This window comes from Myxococcus sp. RHSTA-1-4 (assembly GCF_020037125.1).
GTDB lineage: Bacteria > Myxococcota > Myxococcia > Myxococcales > Myxococcaceae > Myxococcus.
Genome location: NZ_JAIQDG010000013.1, coordinates 93,619 through 106,609 on the forward strand (window position 1 = coordinate 93,619; position 12,991 = coordinate 106,609).

Genomic DNA, 12,991 nt, shown 5'->3' on the forward strand with positions numbered 1-12,991 from the left:
CCGATGAGCACAGACAGCCGTGTGAAGTACTACGAAGGGTTCCTGGTCGATTCCGAGCGGGAGGTCCCCGCCGAGAAGGCCCAGAAGGCCCGGAGGTACTCCAAGGCGTTCTATGGTTCAGCGGAGCGCCTGGAGAAGGTGGAGCAGTACGAAGAGGGGAAGCTGCGGCGCGTCGACTACTTCGACGTGACCCAGGACAACACCCTCAAGACGGAACATGCCCAGCGGCATGGCCAGGTCCCCTTCGTGACGCACCGGCAGCTCTCCCGGACGAAGGGCTTCGTCTGGAAGGCCGTGCATGTCTTCACGGCGACGGGCGAGCTGTCGGAGGTCACCACCATCCTCCAGGACGAGGCCCGGTGCGAGTGGATGGAGCTGTCGGCCGACGCAAGCAGGAAGGTGTCTCGGATTGCCAAGTACTACTGGGAGTCTCCCGAGGACCTGAAGTACTCCTTCGAGTACGACGGGGAGGGGAAGCTGCTGGAGGTACAGGACGTCGAGAACGGGGAGCGTGCCTCGCTCGATGAGGTCCGTGCCTCGGTGCCGGACGTCTCCTTCTTCGAGGAGGGGCTCCGGCTTCCGAAGCCCCTCGCGGGAACGTCCATCCCCACCTAGGGACGGGGCTCAGGCCGCGCTGGCGACCCGGGAGGGGCTGCGCTGCTCCTCCTCGATGGCCTGGCGGATCTTCCGGGAGACGAACTCCGAGAACGGGCCGAAGTGGAGGTACAGGGCCATCATCGACACCGTGTACCGGATGGAGCCCGGGTTGGACGCGAGCGCCCCGAGGAGCGCCTTCCAGAAGGGCTTCCTCGTGGACTCCTTCAGGCTCAGCTTCTTCACGAGCCGCAGGAAGCCGCGGAACTCCTTGAGCTGCTTCCCGAGCGACGGCCGGTACCGGCGGTGGCGTGAGTCGAGCTGTTGCCCGGCGCGCAGGACGCGCTCGAAGTACCGCTCGGGTGCGTAGACGGACTCCACCACTTTCAGGTAGTCGCCGAGGATGTCCGCCCGGGGCCGGCGCGGTGCGAAGTTGATTCCCGCCGTGCACTGGTCGCTCTCTCCCTCCGGCTGGAGGTCGTGGTTCGCGTGCAGCCGTCCCTCCGCGGTGAGCCGCCGGGTGAGCTGGGTGTTCGGCAGCGCGTAGAGCAGGCCCACCATGCTGGCGGGAACGGCCGCCTCTTCGATGCACTCGATGATGCCCCGGGCGACGCTGCCCTGCTCACTGTCGAAGCCGATGATGAAGCCCGCGTTCACGAAGATGCCGTGCTGGTAGATCTTCTGGATGCTCTCGACGATGGGTCGCCGCGTGTTCTGGCGCTTCTGCATCGCCGTCAGCGTCTTCTCGTCCGGGCTCTCGATGCCCACGAAGATGGCGAAGAAGCCCACGTCCCGCATCATCTCCAGGAGCGCCGGGTCATCCGCCAGGTTGATGGAGGCCTCCGTGGTGAACTCGAACGGCCAGTTCCGCTCCTCCAGCCACACCTTCATCCTCGGCAGCAATTCCTTCACGAGCTTCTTGTTGCCGATGAAGTTGTCATCGACCAGGTCGACATGGCCCCGGTAGCCCAGGTCGTAGAGCGTCTGCAATTCCTGGAGGATCTGCTCGGGCGTCTTGGCGCGCGGCCTGCGCCCATAGAGCTCGATGATGTCGCAGAACTCGCAGTTGAAGGGGCAGCCCCGGCAGAACTGGATGCCCACGTGGTTGTAGAGGTTGAACCGCAGCAGGTCGAAGCGGGGCACAGGGGACTGAGAGACATCCGCCTTGGCGGCGTCCTGGTACACGGGCTTCGCTTCTCCCCGCGCCAGGTCCGCCAGGAACTGGGGAACGGTGACCTCTCCCTCGCCCAGCACGAGGTGGCTCGCCTCCCTGTAGACGTGCGGGCTGCTGGTGGGGTCAGGTCCGCCGACCACGACCCGTTTGCCCAGCGCGCGTGCCCGCCGGATGAGGTCCAGGCAGTCGCGCTGCTGCGGCAGCATGGCGCCAATCAAGACGATGTCGGCCCATGCCAGCGTCGCCTCGTCGAGTTGCTCGACATTGCGGTCCACGAGCCGCAGCTCCCAGTCGCGCGGTAGCAGTGCCGCCACCGTGCAGAGCCCCAGGGGCGCCGCGGGATACCGGGCATCGAGGAGGCCGCAGGTCTCGCGGTAGTTCCAGAAGGAAGCCGAACGAAACTCCGGGTGGATCAGTAGAGCGCGCATCGCATGCCCCTATCAGTGGACTCGTGAGCGGGTCCCTCATCCAACACCCGGCGCTCCTCGACGTGTTACTCCTCCGGCGGGATGCCCATGGAATGTGTGTGGAGCTGGACGATCACGGCCAGCCTGAACGGGGCGACCTAACTCCACTCCACATCGAGACGCCCGAGCCTCCGGATGGTCACGCTTCGCAGCAGGACGGGCTTCGGGTCCGGCGCCAGCCGGAGGTTCGGAAGGCGACGGGTCAGGACTTCCACCGCGATGCTCGCTTCGAGGCGCGCGAGCTGCGCCCCGATGCAGAAGTGGATGCCCTGGCCGAAGGCGAGGTGCTTGCGGGCCCCATCGCGGCGAAGGTCGAAGCGGTCGGGCTCCGGGAACCGGGACTCGTCGCGGTTGGCCGAGGCGAACGCGATGCGGACGTGGGCGCCCTTGGGCAGGCGCACGCCGCCGAGCTCCACCTCCTCCGTCGTGGTGCGGAACATCGCCGTCACGGGGGACGTCATCCGGAGGGCCTCCTCGATGGCGCCGGGCAGGAGGCCCGGGTCGGACCGGAGTGCCTTCAGCGCCTCGGGGTTGCGGAGCAGCAATTCCATGGCCCCGGCGATGAGCCCCGCCGTCGTCTCATGGCCCGCGAAGAGGGTCTGCGTCAGCATCCCCACCAGCTCCGCCTGGGTCGGTCTGACGTCGAGCTCCCGGGCCCCGGTGACGACGTCGGTCAGCAGGTCCTCCCGGGGCGCGGCGCTCCGCTCGTCGAGCGCCTGGACGAGATACCGCTGGAAGTCCAGCACGCCATGCGCGCACCGGACCAGCGTCTCGACGGAGCCATTCGCCGCGAGCACCGCGCTCAAGTCCTCGGACCACTGCTGGAACCGGTGGATGTCCTCGAGGGGAATCCCGAAGATTCCGGCGATGACTCGCGAGGGCAGCGGGTGGGCGAACCTCGCGAACAGGTCGGCGCGGCCCTCCCGCTCGAAGCCGTCGACGAGCGCTTCGGCGAGGGCGCGGATGAGCGGCTCCTTCTCCGCGACACGGCGCCCGGTGAAGGCCTTGCTGACCAGTCCGCGGAAGCGGGTGTGCGCCGGAGGATCGTTGTCGACGAGGCTCGGGAGCGGCGGAAGCCCCTGGCCCAGGACCTGGAGCACCTCGGGCGGGAGCTTGTCGGCGCCCACGGTGATGGAGTCGGCGGAGGAGAACCGGCCGGGATTCGCCAGCACGGTGCTGACGTCCTCGTAGCGCGTCACCACCCAGGCGCTCAGCACCGGGCTGTAGAAGACCGGCTCCTCACGCCGGGCCCGCGCGTAGAACGGGTGGGGGTTTTCCAGCTGCGGCGAGACCAGGGGGGTGTACTCGGCACCGAGAGGAGAAGGGGCGGAGGGCTTGCGCATGAGGGGCTCGTGCGGTCGGGGTTCACGGCGGGCGCTGCGAGGCAGCCGTGAATCTCACCGCATGTGCGCATCATCCGTCCATGCGCCACCGGGCTCGCCCGGCCCTTCCCAGGCCTCTCACCCGCGGACGAGGAGCGCCTGGCCTTCGGGCCAGGGGCCAGGCCGCGCCGCGCTGCCCAGGGGGGGCCTTTGAGTACGCGACCAGGATGCAAGCACCGGGCTTGGATTGCCGGGTGCCCCTCGGTACAACGCGTAGCCGATGATCGCCAACCTCCACAACGCAGACATCCCCCGGCCCGTGCTGGACGTCATCGCCCGGCTGCGCGAGCTGGGCCATGCCGTGTACCTCGTGGGCGGCTGCGTCCGGGACATGGTGCGCAAGGTCCACCCGAAGGACTTCGACGTGGCCACCAGCGCGCTGCCCGAGGAGGTCCAGCGCGCCTTCCGCAAGGTCATCCCCACCGGCATCCAGCACGGCACCGTCACCGTCGTGCAGGGCGGCACCCACGTGGAGGTCACCACCTTCCGCTCCGAGGGCGACTACCTCGACGGCCGCCGGCCCAGCTCCGTCGCCTTCGAGCGAGACATCGTCAAGGACCTGTCCCGCCGCGACTTCACCATCAACGCCATGGCCTACAACCCGCTGGACCGGGACCTCGTGGACCCCTTCGGCGGACAGGCGGACCTCCAGGCCCACCTCATCCGGTGCGTGGGCTCGGCACAGGAGCGCTTCTCCGAGGACGGCCTGCGTCCCATGCGCGCGGTGCGCTTCGCCGCGGTGCTCGGCTTCTCGCTGGACCCCGCCACCCGTGACGCCATCCCCGCCACGCTCGGCGTCTTCCGCAAGGTCGCGCTGGAGCGCGTGCGCGAGGAGCTGACGAAGCTGATCCTGTCCCCGCGCGCCGAGGGAGGCCTGGTGCTGCTCGCGGACACCGGACTCCTGGAGGTCTTCCTCCCCGAGGTCGCCCGCGCCAGCCCCGAGGCCGCACGCCTCGCTCGCGCCGCCGTGCAGGCCGCTCCCGTCGAGGTGGAGGTCCGGCTCGCCGTGCTCCTCGCGGACCTCGTGGACCGCCCCCTGGCACGGGACATCGGGCTGCGCCTCAAGTTCCCCAACAAGGTGGCCGACCACGTCGCGCTCCTCGTGGAGCACGCGAAGCTGGAGGAGCGGGTGGGGGAGTCGGACCCCGCGCTCCGCAGGCTCCTGGCCCGCGTGGGGCTCGCGCAGCTCTCGCACCTCATCGCCGTCGCCCGCGCCCGCGTCACGGTCCGCGCGCCGGAGCGCCTGCCCGAGGTCGAGGCGCTCTTCGCCCGGCTGGAGTCGCTCGCCGCCGCGAAGCCTCCGCTGAGCGCGAAGGAGCTGGCGCTCACGGGAGGCGACATCATGGCCACCCTGGGCGTGGGGCCTTCCCCCATCGTCGGCGAGGCGACGCGGTTCCTCCTGGACTCCGTGCTCGACGACCCTGCCCTGAACACGGCCGACACACTGAAGGCCCGGCTCGAGGAGTGGCACGCCCGCTCGGGGCGGTGAGAAGGGGGAGGCTTGCCCTCGGCCCCACGCCCCCCTGGCGGAATGGAATGTCCGTTCCGCCACGGGGCGGGCGCCCACCACCCGGCCCACGCCCGGTCTGGAGGGGGAGGGGCGAGGCTCTCGACGCGGGTGGCCCGAAGCGGAGCAGGTGCGGCAGTCAAGGCGCGGGCGCACGTCGGGAAAGAGGCCGCTCGGGCGTCCTCCCCCGTGCGCCGGGACGCCCAGGCGTGTAGGAAGGAGCACCATGCGAGTCGTCGTAGCCATGAGCGGCGGGGTGGATTCCTCGGCCGCGGCCGCCCTGCTCAAGGAGCAGGGCCATGAGGTCATCGGCATCACCCTGCGCGTCTGGTCCTACGAGGGCAACGCGAAGTGCGGGAGCTGCTGCAGCCCGGATGACATCGATGACGCGCGCGCCGTGGCCCAGACGCTGGGGATTCCCTTCTACGTGGCCAACGCCGAGGAGATCTTCCAGGACCGGGTCATCAACCCGTTCGTCCAGTCCTACCTCGGCGGCCGCACGCCCATTCCGTGCGTCGCCTGCAACCGCGACGTGAAGTTCAACTTCCTGCTCAAGCGCGCCCGTGCGCTCGGGGCCCGGCTCGCCACCGGCCACTATGCCCGCGTGGAGGAGGTGGACGGCCGCTACGTCCTGCGCCGCGCCGTCGACGCCGCGAAGGACCAGAGCTACTTCCTCTTCACGCTCGGCCAGGACGAGCTGCGCGACATCCTCTTCCCCGTGGGCCACATGACGAAGGCCGAGGTCCGCGCCGTCGCCGAGCGCCACGGCCTGACGACCAGCCAGAAGCCGGAGAGCATGGAGATCTGCTTCGTGCCCGACGGCGACTACGCCGGCTTCGTGGAGAAGGTCGCCGGGCCGCAGCCCGCGGGCGACATCGTGGACGCCGAGGGCAACGTGCTCGGCACGCACCAGGGCATCCACCGCTACACCGTGGGCCAGCGCAAGGGCCTCAACCTGGGCGGCGGCGAGGTGCGCTACGTCCAGCGCCTGGAGCCGGAGACCCACCGCGTCGTCGTCGGCCCCGCCGAGGGGACGGCCCGCGACAGCTTCGGCCTGCTGCAGCCGCACTGGGTGGACGCGCCGCCTCCGCCCGAGCAGCCCGTGGAGGTCCGTATCCGCCACCGTCACCAGGGCGCCCCGGGCCGCGTGGTCGTCTCGCCCCACGGCCTCGTCTCCGTGAAGCTGGACACCCCCGCGCGCGCCGTGACGCCGGGACAGGCCGCGGTGGTCTACGACAGGGACCGCGTGCTCGGCGGCGGGTGGATCGTCTGAAGGTGCGCCGTCAGGGCGTCCTGCCGGCGCGCTCCAGGATGATGCGCTCCGTGGTGTTTCCCTCGACGCTGCCGTCCTCCCGCCGCAGGAGGTAGTCGAAGAGGGACTCCTCGCTCACCGTCACCTGGGCGCCCGCCTTCAGCCCCGGTACGTCCGCGGGCTGGCTGTCCAGAGTGCCCTTGAGCGAGGTGCCCTCCCAGCCGGTGACGTGGACCCACATCCACTCGATGCCACCCGCCGACGTGTCGAAGGGCGCCTTCACGAGCAGCCGGGACTCCGACTCCAGTCCCTCCTGGAAGCGGGGCTTGATGCGCGTGAGCAGGGCCTCGCGGGCGGCGCGGCTGGCGGCCTGTAGCTCCGCGTCATCCTCGTCGGCGGAGACAATCTCGCTCCGCGCTCCGAAGAGCTCGGCGACGGCGGCATAGGGGCGCTCCGAGGGCGTGTCTCCGGGGTGCGCCTGGAAGATGACCTCGACCATCCGCAGGCCCTCCACGTCGTTCGGGTCCACCGGGAGCAGCCCGATGAGCGTCCGCTGGCGCGCGTCCGGCCGCACCTGCTGCTTCAGCGCCTCGCGCCAGTCGGCGAGCTTCAGCGCGTCGAGCGCGACGGGGAAGGCACCGTCCTCGCGCACGGCGGTGCCCTCCAGCATGAGCTGGGCGACGATGTTGAGGAACGACCCCAGGGTCCCCGACAGCGGCGCGGGCACCTGCTGGACGCCCAGCTCCGGGAGGCCGAACGTCGTCAGGCCCGCGGTGATGAGGTTCACGGTGCCGTCCCACTCCGAGTAGACCTGGGTATTGAAGTGGCGTGGCAGCAGCGGCTCGCCGCCGTTCCAGTCCTCCAGCCGGCGCTCGTGCCAGTCCTTCACGGAGAAGAGCTCCACCATCTGCTCGTCCCACAGGAGCGCATCCATGTCCCGGGCCAGCTCCAGCGCCAGGGCCTGGGCCTGCCGCACCGCCTCCACGGCCGGCGGCTCGGTGGTGAAGTGCAGGAGGGTGACACGCTCGGAGGCCGCGAGCCGGGCCTGCTCCTCGGGCGCGAGGTTCCTCGCGGCGACCTCCAGCATCCCCTGGTCGGGCAGCGGGTAGTCCTTCAAGGCCTGCTCCGTGACACGCACGGTGGGCAGCGGCGCCGCGTCCGAGGCCTCGCCCGCGAGCCGGAGCGCGGGGTAGCGCTCACGCAGCCGCGCCTCCAGCGAGGGGAGGGCGGGGGCGCCGGGCTTCGGCGTATGGATGAGCGCGTAGCGGAACGAGGCGCGCGCGGCGAAGAGCGGGCCCGGCGGAAGCGGCGGGGGCAGGGGCCGGGCGGCCGTCGCGCGGGAGGCCGAGCAGCCCGACATCAGGAGCGCACAGAGCGCGGCGCCCACCACCCACCAGAGTTCCTTCCGCCCGCTCCGCACCCGGTGCAGCTTCATCGTGTGTCCCTTCACGTTCACGAGGGAGCGGCACCCTAGCACCTGGGTACAACGCGGGTCGCCGCTAGCACCGGGGGGAGGGAGGTTTGTCCTCGCGGGGTCGGCTTCTGTAGAGTCCCCCGTCCCCTCCAGTGAGGTGTGCGATGACGAGGAGTGAGCTCATCGAGCGCATCGTGGCGCGTGCTCCGCACGTCCCCCGCCGAGAGGTGGAGGCCATCGTCCACGCCGTCTTCGACTGCATGTGCCAGTCACTCGTGGCCGGCAAGCGCATCGAGCTGCGCGGCTTCGGCGTCTTCTCCGTCCGCACCCGCCGCGCGCGCACGGGCCGCAACCCGAAGACGGGCCAGAGCGTCTCCGTGCCGGAGCGCCGGACGCTGTCCTTCGCCGCGGGCAAGGAGCTGCGCGAGCGGCTCAACGCGGCGCCGTCCGCCACACCCGCCGCGGAGGCTCCACCCGAGGCCTTCGTCCCACCCGGCGAGCCGCCCGCCCCGCTGGCGCCTCCACCGCTGCCCACGGCTTCGGCGTTCGCCACGCCCGCCACGGGCTGAAGGCGCGGGCCGCGGGCCTCCTTCCGTGAATTTGACCCGCTCCGGGGTGGGGCGTACCTTGCCCTCCATGCCGACGCTACAGGCCGCAACACGGAAAACGTGTTGCCCGCTGCGTCCGCGCCCGAGGATTGCCAAGCCATGCGTGACGCCCACCGGATGAAGGAGAAGTTCGACGTCTCCCTGGACAACCGGCAGATCGTCAGCCTGCTGATTGCCGGCATCGTCGTCATGGGCGCCGTCTTCGTGCTGGGAGTCGTCGTCGGCAAGAAGCTGGCGGGAAACGCGCAGACCGCCACCGCTCCGGACCTGCTCTCCGCGCTCGATGCCAACGCCGAGGCGCTCCAGAACGTGCAGAAGGACGCGCCGCTCACCTTCCAGGACGAGCTGACCCGCAAGGCCGCCTCCGAGCCCGTCGCCGCGCCCGCCCCCAAGGCCGTCGCGAAGGCGCCGGCCCCCGCGCCGGCCGAGAAGCCCGCCCCCCCGAAGCCGGCCGAGCCCGCCGCGGAGAAGGCCGTCGCCGGCCGCTCCACGCTGGCCCCCACTCCGGACCCGGACACCGGCGAGCTGCCCCCGGAGGAGCCCGAGGAGGAGGAGCCGGAGAAGGTCGTCGCCGCCGAGGCGCCCACCGCGCCCGCTCCGGCGCCCGCGCCCGCTCCGGCCGCCGCCCCCGCGGTGGCCCAGAAGACCGAGCCGGTGAAGGCGGTGCCCGTGTCGGGCAAGGTGGAGGTGGCGCCCGTCCCTACACGCACCACCAACAAGGAGGGCGGAGGGCTGAAGGAGGCCATCGCCCGCGCGGCCCAGCCGCCCGCCCAGGCCGTGAAGGGCGGCGCCTTCACCCTCCAGCTTTCAGCCTTCCAGGACCGGCAGGAGGCCGACCGCTTCGCCGCTCGGTTGCGCGACAGGGGCTATGCCCCCTATATCCTGGCGGCCGAGGTGCCTGGAAAGGGCACATGGTACCGCGTCCGCATGGGGAGCTTCGCGACCCGGGATGCGGCCAGCCGGTATCTGGCGGACTTCAAGCGTGAGACCCAGCTCGACGCCTTCGTGGCCGGCACGAACTAGAGCGGGGCGAGGAAGACGGGAAGCATCATGACGACGACGAGGCGGGTGGAGAAGCCCTGGGGACACGAGCTCATCTGGGCCCACACCGAGCGGTACGTGGGCAAGCTGCTGCACGTGAAGCAGGGCCACAAGCTCAGCCTGCAGTTCCACAACCAGAAGGACGAGACCATCCACGTCCAGAACGGCAAGCTGCTCTTCGTCGTCGACGAGGGCCAGGGGCTCATCGAGAAGGAGATGAACCCCGGCGAGAGCTACCACATCAAGCCGCTCACCAAGCACCGCATGGTGGCGCTGACCGACTGCGACATCCTCGAGGTCAGCACCCCGGAGCTGGACGACGTGGTGCGGCTCGAGGACGCGTACGGCCGCTCCGGCACCAGCAAGCCGTAGCCACCGCCGTCCCGCGCGGCCCGCGTGCTACTCGCGGGCCGCGTTGTTGGGGTTGCGGGTCCACTTGTCCACGGTGCCGTCCCCGTCCAGGTCCTCGCCGATGCGGTCCACCTGGCCGCCCTCCCAGTACTCCCAGTAGTCCACCTTGCCGTCGGTGTTGGTGTCGCGCTCCTTGCGCACCAGCGCGCCGCGCTCGTAGAAGATGAAGCTGTCCATGCGCCCGTCGCCGTTGACGTCCCGCTCGCGGCGCGTGTTGACGCCCTTCTCGAAGAAGTAGCTGGCGTCCACCTTGCCGTCGTAGTCCAGGTCCAGCGTCTCGCGCGCCGGGTCCCCGTTCTCGTCGAAGTAGCGCGTCAGGTCCACGCGGCCGTCCCAGTTCAGGTCCAGCTCCTGGCGCACCCGGTGCTCCTGCTCCGCCCCGTTCGCGTCCTTCCGCGACACGGTGTAGGTCCAGACGTCCGGCTTCCCGTCGCCGTTGACGTCCTGCTCCGTCGCCTGCTCGCTCCCGGAGCGCTCCGGCCGGACGGCCTCCGCCTCCTTGCGGGCCTGGGCGCCCTCCGCGCCCTCCCCACGCCCGGAGGCCTTGCCACCCGCGCAGCCGGACAGGGCGCCCGCCGCCAGAAAACCCAACAAGAACAGCCGCTTACCTGAGGTCATGAGGGGACTCCGGTGGGGTGGAGCGGGGCGCTCACACCTCACTCACGAGATGCTTTCGCGAGCCACGTCATTTCATATATTTTCACATATCGCCATGGCCCGAAAGAAGATCAGCACCACCATCTACATCACTCCGGAGCAGAACGAGCTCCTCAAGGCGCTGAACCAGAAGACGAAGGTGCCCGTGGCCGAGTACATCCGCCAGGGCATCGATCTGGTGCTCGAGAAGTACAAGGCTCAGCTCCCGGGTCAGGCGACCTTCGACGAGCTGTGAGAGAGAGGCGTGACGTGAAGAGCATGCGTGGCAAGCGGGTGGTGGTCCTCGGTGGGGCAGGGTTCGTGGGCTCGCACCTGTGCGAGCGGCTGCTGGATGACGGCGCGGCGTCGGTGGTCGCGGTGGACAACCTCATCACGGGCAACGAGGAGAACCTGCGCACGCTCAACGGGCGCCCGGGCTTCGAGTTCGTGAAGGCAGACATCGTCGAGGGCATCCCCGTGAAGGGCCCCATCGACTACGTGTTCAACATGGCGTCGCCCGCGTCGCCCATCGACTACGCGCAGCTCCCGCTGGAGACGCTGCGCGTGGGCTCCATCGGCACGGAGAACGGGCTGAAGCTGGCGGAGGCGCACAAGGCCGTCTTCCTCATGGCCTCCACCTCCGAGGTGTACGGAGATCCGCTCGTCCACCCGCAGCGCGAGGACTACTGGGGCAACGTGAACCCCATCGGCCCGCGCTCGGTGTACGACGAGGCCAAGCGCTACGCGGAGGCAATCACGGCCGCCTACGGCCGCAGCCGCGGCGTGCAGGTGCGCATCGTCCGCATCTTCAACACCTATGGTCCGCGCATGCGCCTGAACGACGGCCGCGTGGTGCCGGCCTTCGTGGGCCAGGCGCTCAAGGGCGAGGACTTCACCGTCTTCGGCGACGGCAGCCAGACGCGCTCGTTCTGCTACGTGAAGGACCTGGTGGACGGGCTGGTGCGGCTGATGCTGTCGGACGAGCCGAACCCGGTGAACATCGGCAACCCGCGGGAGATGACCATCCGCCAGTTCGCGGAGGCGGTGCGCGCGGCGGCCGGCGGCGGCGGGAAGATCATCGAGAAGCCGCTGCCCAAGGATGATCCGAAGCAGCGCCAGCCGGACATCACCCGCGCCCGCACCCTGCTGGGCTGGGAGCCGAAGGTCCCCCTGGAAGAGGGGCTGAAGGAGACCATCGCCTGGTTCCGGGAGGTTGCCGGGCGGGGGCGCGCGTCATAGGTTCCGCCCCGCGGATGGATTGACGCTCCTCGCGATTCGCGGGGAGCACGGGTCGATACAAGACCTGTAGACACTACGGCCACACGGATGGGTGGCGGGAGGTAGCGTGAAAGTCCTGGTGACGGGTGGTGCGGGTTTCATCGGCTCGCACGTGTGCGATGAGTTCCTGCGAGGTGGGCACGAGGTCATCGCCCTGGATGACCTGTCCGGCGGCAAGCGGGAGAACCTGGACCCGCGCGTCCGGCTGGCCGTGCACGACATCCGCAGCCGCGAGGCCGCGGAGCTCATCAAGTCCGAGAAGCCCGAGGTGATGTGCCACCTGGCGGCGCAGATGGACGTGCGCCGCAGCGTGGATGATCCGGGCTTCGACGCGGACGTGAACATCCGCGGCATGCTCAACCTGCTGGAGGCCGCGCGTGTCTCCGGGGTGAAGAAGGTCATCTTCAGCTCCACCGGCGGCGCCATCTACGGCGAGCAGGACGTGTTCCCCGCGCCGGAGAGCCACCCGACGCGGCCGGTGTCCCCGTACGGCGTGTCCAAGGCGGCCGGCGAGCTGTACCTGGGCTACTACCGCGCCCAGTACGGCCTGCCCTACGTCGCGCTGCGCTACGCCAACGTCTACGGCCCCCGGCAGAACCCGCATGGCGAGGCCGGCGTGGTGGCCATCTTCAGCCAGCGGCTGATCGCCGGCCAGGGCTGCACCATCTTCGGCGAGGGCAAGCAGACGCGTGACTTCGTCTTCGGTCCGGACGTGGCCCGCGCCAACCGGCTCGCCTTCGAGAAGGACTACGTGGGCGCCATCAACATCGGCACCGGCGTGGAGACGGACATCAACCGCCTCTATGCGCTGCTGGCCGAGGCCGCCGGCTCCACCGCCGCGGTGGCCCACGCGCCGGCCAAGCCGGGCGAGCAGATGCGCTCCTGCGTGGACAACGCCCTGGCGAAGAAGGTGCTCGGGTGGGAGCCCACCGTGGACATCCGCGAGGGCCTGCGCCGCACCATCGAGTTCTTCCGGCAGAAGGCCGGCTCGCCCGCCCGCGCCCACGGCTGAGGGCCGGTCCACGCGGCCGTGTCTCCCCGCGCCTCCGCCCAGGGCCCCGTGTAGCCCGGGCGGACGGCGGGGGAGGGCATTTGCCGCGCCTGGGCGCTCGGGGGGAGGTGGGGCGGGGGTGCTTCCGGGCGCTCGTGACAGCCGGGGAACAAACGGGCTCCCCTGACGGGTTGCTCGCGAGGCGGGCGTTCGCGCGTAGATTTTCGCGCGATTCC

General features: G+C 70.3%; 13 protein-coding genes. 9 read left to right on the forward strand and 4 right to left on the reverse strand.

From position 1 onward, the window contains the following. Positions 1-3: 3 nt before the first annotated feature. The gene (locus K8638_RS18910; protein WP_223755952.1) at positions 4-615 is read left to right on the forward strand and encodes a hypothetical protein; all 612 of its coding nucleotides are present in this window, start codon (positions 4-6) and stop codon (positions 613-615) included. 9 nt (positions 616-624) lie between these two features. Here K8638_RS18910 and K8638_RS18915 read toward each other — a convergent pair whose 3' ends face one another. Both K8638_RS18915 and K8638_RS18920 read right to left on the reverse strand, forming a co-directional pair. After that, positions 625-2,196, reverse strand: a complete 1,572-nt coding sequence (locus K8638_RS18915; protein ID WP_223755953.1) for a B12-binding domain-containing radical SAM protein — start codon at positions 2,194-2,196, stop codon at positions 625-627. A 137-nt stretch (positions 2,197-2,333) separates the two neighbouring features. Next, positions 2,334-3,578 carry a cytochrome P450 gene (locus tag K8638_RS18920; RefSeq protein WP_223755954.1) on the reverse strand — a complete coding sequence of 415 codons (1,245 nt, stop codon included), beginning with the start codon at positions 3,576-3,578 and terminating at the stop codon, positions 2,334-2,336. 259 nt (positions 3,579-3,837) lie between these two features. Between K8638_RS18920 and K8638_RS18925 the strand changes: the two genes are divergently transcribed. Continuing rightward, complete coding sequence (locus K8638_RS18925; protein ID WP_223755955.1) at positions 3,838-5,106, forward strand: CCA tRNA nucleotidyltransferase; 1,269 nt, start codon at positions 3,838-3,840, stop codon at positions 5,104-5,106. A 244-nt stretch (positions 5,107-5,350) separates the two neighbouring features. Then, positions 5,351-6,397 carry a tRNA 2-thiouridine(34) synthase MnmA gene (mnmA, locus tag K8638_RS18930; protein WP_223755956.1) on the forward strand — a complete coding sequence of 349 codons (1,047 nt, stop codon included), beginning with the start codon at positions 5,351-5,353 and terminating at the stop codon, positions 6,395-6,397. 10 nt (positions 6,398-6,407) lie between these two features. Here mnmA and K8638_RS18935 read toward each other — a convergent pair whose 3' ends face one another. After that, positions 6,408-7,811: a DUF2314 domain-containing protein gene (locus K8638_RS18935; RefSeq protein WP_223755957.1), complete on the reverse strand. Its 1,404-nt coding sequence runs from the start codon at positions 7,809-7,811 to the stop codon at positions 6,408-6,410. Positions 7,812-7,954: 143 nt separating this feature from the next. Here K8638_RS18935 and K8638_RS18940 point away from each other — a divergent pair, with 143 nt between their 5' ends. The 3 genes from K8638_RS18940 to K8638_RS18950 all read left to right on the forward strand — a co-directional run bounded on the left by K8638_RS18940 (position 7,955) and on the right by K8638_RS18950 (position 9,811). After that, complete coding sequence (locus K8638_RS18940; protein WP_223755958.1) at positions 7,955-8,359, forward strand: integration host factor subunit beta; 405 nt, start codon at positions 7,955-7,957, stop codon at positions 8,357-8,359. Between the two features lie 138 nt (positions 8,360-8,497). Then, positions 8,498-9,421: an SPOR domain-containing protein gene (locus K8638_RS18945; protein WP_223755959.1), complete on the forward strand. Its 924-nt coding sequence runs from the start codon at positions 8,498-8,500 to the stop codon at positions 9,419-9,421. 27 nt (positions 9,422-9,448) lie between these two features. Beyond that, positions 9,449-9,811 carry a cupin domain-containing protein gene (locus tag K8638_RS18950; protein ID WP_223755960.1) on the forward strand — a complete coding sequence of 121 codons (363 nt, stop codon included), beginning with the start codon at positions 9,449-9,451 and terminating at the stop codon, positions 9,809-9,811. 27 nt (positions 9,812-9,838) lie between these two features. Here K8638_RS18950 and K8638_RS18955 read toward each other — a convergent pair whose 3' ends face one another. Further along, the gene (locus K8638_RS18955; RefSeq protein ID WP_223755961.1) at positions 9,839-10,468 is read right to left on the reverse strand and encodes a hypothetical protein; all 630 of its coding nucleotides are present in this window, start codon (positions 10,466-10,468) and stop codon (positions 9,839-9,841) included. A 94-nt stretch (positions 10,469-10,562) separates the two neighbouring features. Here K8638_RS18955 and K8638_RS18960 point away from each other — a divergent pair, with 94 nt between their 5' ends. The 3 genes from K8638_RS18960 to K8638_RS18970 all read left to right on the forward strand — a co-directional run bounded on the left by K8638_RS18960 (position 10,563) and on the right by K8638_RS18970 (position 12,776). Then, positions 10,563-10,742: a ribbon-helix-helix domain-containing protein gene (locus tag K8638_RS18960; RefSeq protein ID WP_169348516.1), complete on the forward strand. Its 180-nt coding sequence runs from the start codon at positions 10,563-10,565 to the stop codon at positions 10,740-10,742. A 23-nt stretch (positions 10,743-10,765) separates the two neighbouring features. Beyond that, a complete protein-coding gene (locus tag K8638_RS18965) occupies positions 10,766-11,725 on the forward strand; it encodes a UDP-glucuronic acid decarboxylase family protein (RefSeq protein ID WP_223756073.1) in 960 nt (319 codons plus the stop codon). 106 nt (positions 11,726-11,831) lie between these two features. Continuing rightward, entirely contained in the window at positions 11,832-12,776 is a 945-nt protein-coding gene (locus tag K8638_RS18970; RefSeq protein WP_223755962.1) for an NAD-dependent epimerase/dehydratase family protein, read from the forward strand. Positions 12,777-12,991: the final 215 nt, after the last annotated feature.

Excerpts from the sequence above, each read along its gene's own strand:
- K8638_RS18910 (WP_223755952.1), top strand. The coding sequence starts at position 4 with ATGAGCACAGACAGCCGTGTGAAGTACTACGAAGGGTTCCTGGTCGAT.
- K8638_RS18915 (WP_223755953.1), bottom strand. The coding sequence starts at position 2,196 with ATGCGCGCTCTACTGATCCACCCGGAGTTTCGTTCGGCTTCCTTCTGG.
- K8638_RS18920 (WP_223755954.1), bottom strand. The coding sequence starts at position 3,578 with ATGCGCAAGCCCTCCGCCCCTTCTCCTCTCGGTGCCGAGTACACCCCC.
- K8638_RS18925 (WP_223755955.1), top strand. The coding sequence starts at position 3,838 with ATGATCGCCAACCTCCACAACGCAGACATCCCCCGGCCCGTGCTGGAC.
- mnmA (WP_223755956.1), top strand. The coding sequence starts at position 5,351 with ATGCGAGTCGTCGTAGCCATGAGCGGCGGGGTGGATTCCTCGGCCGCG.
- K8638_RS18935 (WP_223755957.1), bottom strand. The coding sequence starts at position 7,811 with ATGAAGCTGCACCGGGTGCGGAGCGGGCGGAAGGAACTCTGGTGGGTG.
- K8638_RS18940 (WP_223755958.1), top strand. The coding sequence starts at position 7,955 with ATGACGAGGAGTGAGCTCATCGAGCGCATCGTGGCGCGTGCTCCGCAC.
- K8638_RS18945 (WP_223755959.1), top strand. The coding sequence starts at position 8,498 with ATGCGTGACGCCCACCGGATGAAGGAGAAGTTCGACGTCTCCCTGGAC.
- K8638_RS18950 (WP_223755960.1), top strand. The coding sequence starts at position 9,449 with ATGACGACGACGAGGCGGGTGGAGAAGCCCTGGGGACACGAGCTCATC.
- K8638_RS18955 (WP_223755961.1), bottom strand. The coding sequence starts at position 10,468 with ATGACCTCAGGTAAGCGGCTGTTCTTGTTGGGTTTTCTGGCGGCGGGC.
- K8638_RS18960 (WP_169348516.1), top strand. The coding sequence starts at position 10,563 with ATGGCCCGAAAGAAGATCAGCACCACCATCTACATCACTCCGGAGCAG.
- K8638_RS18965 (WP_223756073.1), top strand. The coding sequence starts at position 10,766 with ATGCGTGGCAAGCGGGTGGTGGTCCTCGGTGGGGCAGGGTTCGTGGGC.